This is a genomic window from Archangium sp., assembly GCF_036389735.1.
GTDB lineage: Bacteria > Myxococcota > Myxococcia > Myxococcales > Myxococcaceae > Archangium.
Genome location: NZ_DASVWK010000314.1, coordinates 1 through 2,657 on the forward strand (window position 1 = coordinate 1; position 2,657 = coordinate 2,657).

Genomic DNA, 2,657 nt, shown 5'->3' on the forward strand with positions numbered 1-2,657 from the left:
TCCGCATCTCCTTCTGTCGTGTACCTCACAGCGTGGCTGCTACCTACCATAACGGGCCGACAACCCCGCGAAGGTTCGCGGTGATGTCGGCCCGTGGAGCAACAAAGCGCGGAGGCGGGTTTACCGGATGGAGATACGCGCCACCGGCTGGATGTTGAGGTCCGGAGACAGCTCCTGGAAGCTGACGACGGAGAACGGCGGGTTGAACTCGTACTCCAGCAACTTGCGCACGTAGCGGCGGATGTCCATCGCGGTGAGGATGACGGGCCGCTGGGCGCTGGGCGGCAGGTGGCCGCACTCGGACTTCACCGCCTGGACGATCTCCTGGGCGATGTCCGGCTCCAGCGCCAGGTGGGTGCCCGCCGAGGTGCGCTTGATGGAGCCGCGGATGGCCTCCTCGATCTGCGGATCCAGCAGGTAGACGACCAGGGTGCCGGTGCCGCGCGCGTACTTGTGGGACACGTAGCGCCGCAGGCTGGAGCGCACATGCTCGGTGAGCATCACGTTGTCGGCTTCGATCTGCCCGTACTCGGCCAGGGACTGGAGGATGCCGCGCAGATCTCGAACGGAGATCTCCTCCTCCACCAGGCGCCCGAGGATGTCCGTGAGCTTGAGCACGTTGACGACCTTGGGCACCACCTCCTTGACGATGGCGGGGAAGGCCTTCTCCAGCTGGTCGAGCATCGACTGCGTCTCCTGGACGCCGACGAACTCGCGCGCATTGCGGCGAAGCACGGCGGCCAGGTGGAGGATGATGTAGCCGGGCACGTCCCAGGTGGTGAGACCCGCCGCCTCGAGCGTGTCCTTGTGCTGCTCGGGCACCCAGGCCGCGGGCTGGCGGGTGGCGGGGTTGATGGCCTCGAAGCCCTGGATGTTCATCAGCTTCAGGCGTTCCACCGTGTCGTTGACGAGCACGTGGCCAATCGTCGCCTGGCCCGTCACCACGGGGACTTCGTTGATCTGTACCTGGTAGGCGCCGGGAGACAGGTTGGGGTTGCCGCGCGCGCGCACACCGGGGAAGCGCACGCCCATCTCCACGAAGAGGCCGTCGCGCATGAAGGGGATGAGCTCGAAGAGGAACTTGCCGTTGTCCTGGCGCGAGTCCACGAAGGGCACCAGCGCGTCGGACACCTCGAGCACGATGGGCGTGACGACGGGGATGAAGAGCTCGGAGTCCGGGTTGATGGGCTCCTTGGGCTGGGGCTCGGTGGCCGACGGCGTCTCGCCCTCGGGCGTCTCGCCCGCGGTGAGGCCCGGATCCCCGCCCGAGGCGGCATCGCTCTCCGCCTTCAGCATCTTCCACGAGCCGAAGCCCGCGCCGGCCGCCAGCAGGAAGAAGGGAATCTTCGGCAGGCCGGGGATGAGACCCAGGACGAGGAGCATGCCCGCGGCGATGGCGATGGCCTTCGGGTAGGCCGTGAGCTGCGTGGCCACGTCCTTGCCCAGGTGGTTGCCCTCCTCGTCGCCACCCACGCGCGTCACGATGATACCGGCGCAGGTGGAGATGAGGATGGCGGGGATCATGCCCACCAGACCGTCACCGATGGTGAGCAGCACGTACTTCTCCGCCGCGCTGCCGACGTCCATGCCCTTCTGCATCACGCCGATGACGAGACCACCGACGATGTTGATGACGGTGATGATGATGGAGGCGATGGCGTCACCCTTGACGAACTTCATCGCACCGTCCATGGCGCCGAAGAGCTGGCTCTCGCGCTCCAGGTCGCGGCGCTTGCGCTTGCCCTCCTCCTGGTCGATGGAGCCGGCGCGCATGTCCGCGTCGATGGACATCTGCTTGCCGGGCATGGCGTCCAGGGTGAAGCGGGCGGCCACTTCGGCCACGCGCTCGGAGCCCTTGGAGATGACGATGAAGTTGACGATGACGAGGATGACGAAGATGACGAGACCGACGACGAAGTTGCCCTGAACCACGAAGTGGCCGAAGGCAATCACCACTTCTCCCGGATCACCCGTCAGCAGGATGAGGCGCGTCGTGGAGATGGTGAGTGCCAGCCGGTACATCGTGGTGATGAGCAGCAGCGTCGGGAACACCGACAAGCGCAGCGCCTGCGGCACGTAGAGGGAGATGAGCAACAGCACCACGGAGATGCTGATGTTCAGGGTGAGCAGCACGTCCAGCAGCAACGTGGGCAGCGGGACGATGAGCATCCCGATGATGGACACCACCACGACAGCGAGGACGATGTCGGAGTACTTGGAGAGAAAGCCGTTGCTCTGGGCGGACATACGGCCCGCGATACTAGCGAGACCCCGCCTCTTTCCCAAGCCTCCCCCCCCACCAGGGGCTCGTCATGCCTGGCCCGTCCCGGAGCGGACGAGCGTGAAGCGCGGCCCCTACCCTTCCTGGACCTCTCCCATGTCCCGCTGGGCCTCTTCCGCGCTCTGCCACGCCGCGTCGGCCAGCACCCGCGCCCGCTCGGTGAGGGGATCCTGGTTGTCGGGATCCAGCTCCACCACGCGCGAGAAGTCGCGCGCCGCCTCCAGCGTGTTGCCCAGACGCAGGTGCACCTCGCCGCGGTTGATGAGCGCGGCGGTGTCCTCGGGGTTGAGCTGCAGGGCCTGGTTGAAGTACTCCAGCGCCTTGTCGAAGCCATCCATCGCCAGGCAGATGGCCCCGAGCGCCGTGCGGTAATACC

Annotated in this window: 2 protein-coding genes; both read right to left on the reverse strand. The window is 66.5% G+C overall.

Annotated features, from left to right (window positions below; genetic code table 11):
* Positions 1–120 precede the first annotated feature (120 nt).
* On the reverse strand, positions 121–2,247 hold the full coding sequence (sctV, locus tag VF794_RS11120; RefSeq protein WP_331109522.1) for a type III secretion system export apparatus subunit SctV: 2,127 nt from the start codon (positions 2,245–2,247) through the stop codon (positions 121–123).
* A gap of 108 nt (positions 2,248–2,355) precedes the next feature.
* The coding region (locus tag VF794_RS11125) for a tetratricopeptide repeat protein (RefSeq protein ID WP_331109524.1) at positions 2,356–2,657 on the reverse strand (302 nt) is incomplete at its 5' end.